Below are 3,075 nucleotides of genomic sequence, written 5' to 3'. Positions count from 1 at the left end.
TCTTCCCTCTCCTGCTTTTTCTGTGCGGCATATTCTTCTTTCGATAACCGCTGGGTGGACTGCTCCTGCGTGTCCTGCCCTAAAAATTTTGTCAGGTCCATCTTCTACCTCGCTTTCACCTTTCGTTTATTTCTCGCTTTCTTCTGCGTTTTCTTTGGTCCACGGTTCTTTTCCCGGCTCTTCTTCTGGGATTCCTCTGCTTTCTCCCGTTTGATGTTCTCCAGCTCCCGGCGGACACTGGGACGCTCCTGTTCCCTTGGCTTTGCTCCATCAGTCCCGTTTTCCTGCCCGGTAGAAATATTTCTGCTGTGCAAGGAAGAGCCGGACAGATTCTCTTCCCCCTCTTCCTGCACCGGGATAAAATTTTCCAGTTCAGAAAACTCCTTTTCGGGGTGGTTCTGATTCTTTTCCCCTTCCGAAAAATCCATATCACCGACCTGGAATGCTTCGTCCAGATCGCTGATCTCGAACTGCACCTCGCCCTCCGGCATCTGTACGGTTTCCTGTACTGCTTCGGTTTCCGGTGCTTCCATTCCGGCAGTTACCTCATGGACAGCTTCCCCGACTTCGCTTCTTACAAAATCAAGGTTCATCTTATCCATGACACGGTTGACTTTGGCTGCGTCATCCGCAAAGACCATGACCTCGCTCATCTCCGGTTTCTTTTTATCCCGGATGATCACATAGAGCAGTCCCCGTTTCCTGCCCTCACTGCAGAATTCTCTCAGGCGGTCGGACGGCACGGTAAAGAACTTCAATGGCTTGTTCTCCTTTAACATCCGCACCATCCGGGTTCTGCCCCTCGTTTTCTTCTGGTCTTTTAATACGGCGGCAACAAATACCGCCAGATGCTTTGCCAGCGTACCCGAAAGCCTGAGCCCGTGGTCCACGCCGTCCAGCGAATACCGGACGATCTGGTCCGCCGCATCGCCTCCATAATTCATATCATTCACCTGCTTTCTGTTCTCGGTTGTCTGTTTTTCTCCGTCTGCTCTTCCTGTTCTGCCTGCCTCTGGATCTGCTCTGCCAGACGCATCTTTTCTTCCATCTCTCTGGACTGCTGTTCGATCCGGATACAAAGGCGGATATCCTTCCGAAGCGGCTTTAGTTCTTCGGTGATCTGACCGATCCTGGCACTGTCCGGTTCGCTCCGGTAGAGCCGCTTCCGTTCTTTGGTGAGTGCCTGCACCTGTTCTTCCAATGGAATTCGGTAGACAAGCAGCTCTTCACGGGTGGTGATCTGATGCTTCTGGAGAAATTCCATCTGCTCGATCCTGGCATCCAGTTTCCGGATATCTGCCCGGAGCACCGGGGAGATCCTTTTGGGTTTCTGCTTCAGAACACCCATCTGGTACAGATAGGAATAGTACAGGGCCTGTATCCCTTTTAACTTCTTTTTCGGGGGTCGGGAAGCTCCTTCTTTTCCAGCAGGTGTCCTGCTCTTTGGCTGCAAGATCCACTGTCGGATGCCCTCTTCCGAATAATTCTTCCCAAGGCTCCGCAGACGGATATACCGTTCCATTCCCGGTGCTTTTAATGCAATGTACTTCCGGTTCAGCTTCCACTGGTATCCCCTCTGCTTCATCTGATCCAGGAACTGTTTCCATGTGAAACTCTCTGCCACTGCATCCCGGATATCCAGACGGATCGAGGTTCTCCAGGTCGGCTTTCCGTCCTGTTCTGCCATCCACTGGGCGTAGGATTTCCCCTTGCCGTTTTTCGGCTCGATGACGGATAAGCCGTATTTCAGGCATAAGGCATCCGAAGCTTTCCGCACATCTTCGTAGTAACTCCTGCTGTTGCTGTGATATTTTTTCCCATCTTCCATGCTCACGGAATTAAACACAATGTGGTTATGGTAATGCTCCGTGTTCAGATGGGTAGTGATCACTGCTTCGTATTTTCCCTGCAGGAGCCTTTTTGCCAGCTCCATGCCGATCCGGTGGGCCAGCTCTGGGGTGACTTCCCCTTTGGCAAAGCTCTGCACCAGATGGAAGCCCTGCACCCCGTCCATCTTGTGGTATCGTTTCTTTGTAGCTACCATATCTTGATAGGCAGTCTCACAGACACAGCCGATGGCATCCTCAAAAATGGAACGCTCCGTCTTGTCCCGGTTCATGGCGTAATCAATGGCTTCTTCCAGAGAGCCGGCACTTTGCCCTTTTTTTGTGGTCTTATCCTTGTTTCGGATGTACGTGATGGAATTGTCCAGACGGCTGACCGGGATGATACTGGTGTATGCCATCGGCTACCATTCCTCTTTGACCAGCCTCCATGTTTCTTTTGTCATGCGGAGCATTTCCCGGATGCTCTCTTCCCCGGCCATCCCACAGCCGTTAGCTACATGGGCAAGCTGGTTGGCATTGTTGCACAGACCGGATATTTTCCGCAAAAGCTCCGTATGATGCTCACAGGGTCTTGCCCGGACTTCGCCGCCCATGACAAGGGAACGGATATATTCCTCACGGGACAGGCCGCTTTTCTCTACCTGCTCTTCCAGAAAACGCAGCTCCTTCGCATTGAGGCGGACTGGTATCACATGGTTTCTTTTTCTCATCTCTTCACCTGCTTTCCAACGGGTTATTGGTTGTTGCTCCATTACATTTCACGATTTTTCCAGATCAGGAAACCTGCCAGGACGCCGATGGCTACCGCTGCAGCAATGATTTTTTTCTTCATATGGGCCTCACCCCCTTTCCGATACCTGGCACAGCACCATCGGGGCGAACATGATCCCTCTCTTTTCCATCTCTTTTGCAAATTCCAGAAGGTTCCATTTCTTCCCATCGATCATGGCAGAATCGGCATCCAGATAATGGCAGGTGGATACATTCCGCTCTCCATTTGGGGCATTCTGCACAAGGCTTTCTCCGTCTGCCAGACGGAATAGTTCCTCTCCCTGGCTGTTTACAAAACAGATGCACACGCCGTGGTCGATGATCTCCTTCCGTTTCATCCGGCACCGCTCCAGTGCCTCATCCTCACGCTTCCCAGCTATGAAAAGACACATTGCAAAAATTCCCATTACTCCTCCGGTCATTGTGCCAAGTATAAATCCCAACATTTTTTCGTTCT

4 protein-coding genes are annotated in these 3,075 nt (G+C 51.4%); all 4 read right to left on the bottom strand.

Going from position 1 to position 3,075, the window contains the following annotated elements; translation table 11 throughout:
- Positions 1-104 precede the first annotated feature (104 nt).
- The gene (locus LIQ05_RS19055; protein WP_195635004.1) at positions 105-944 is read right to left on the bottom strand and encodes a PcfB family protein; all 840 of its coding nucleotides are present in this window, start codon (positions 942-944) and stop codon (positions 105-107) included.
- Positions 945-949: 5 nt separating this feature from the next.
- Positions 950-2,245: a relaxase/mobilization nuclease domain-containing protein gene (locus LIQ05_RS19050; RefSeq protein WP_006428289.1), complete on the bottom strand. Its 1,296-nt coding sequence runs from the start codon at positions 2,243-2,245 to the stop codon at positions 950-952.
- Between the two features lie 3 nt (positions 2,246-2,248).
- Entirely contained in the window at positions 2,249-2,557 is a 309-nt protein-coding gene (locus tag LIQ05_RS19045; protein ID WP_044920349.1) for a plasmid mobilization protein, read from the bottom strand.
- A 129-nt stretch (positions 2,558-2,686) separates the two neighbouring features.
- A partial coding sequence (locus LIQ05_RS19040; RefSeq protein WP_226822894.1) for a DUF3789 domain-containing protein occupies positions 2,687-3,075 on the bottom strand: 389 nt, incomplete at its 5' end.

The sequence above is a fragment of the Blautia glucerasea genome (assembly GCF_020537505.1).
GTDB lineage: Bacteria > Bacillota > Clostridia > Lachnospirales > Lachnospiraceae > Blautia_A.
This window is presented reverse-complemented; position numbering and strand designations above follow the sequence as displayed.

Bases quoted from the DNA above. Each gene is read 5' to 3' on its own strand.
- LIQ05_RS19055 (WP_195635004.1), bottom strand. From the start codon at position 944: ATGAATTATGGAGGCGATGCGGCGGACCAGATCGTCCGGTATTCGCTG.
- LIQ05_RS19050 (WP_006428289.1), bottom strand. From the start codon at position 2,245: ATGGCATACACCAGTATCATCCCGGTCAGCCGTCTGGACAATTCCATC.
- LIQ05_RS19045 (WP_044920349.1), bottom strand. From the start codon at position 2,557: ATGAGAAAAAGAAACCATGTGATACCAGTCCGCCTCAATGCGAAGGAG.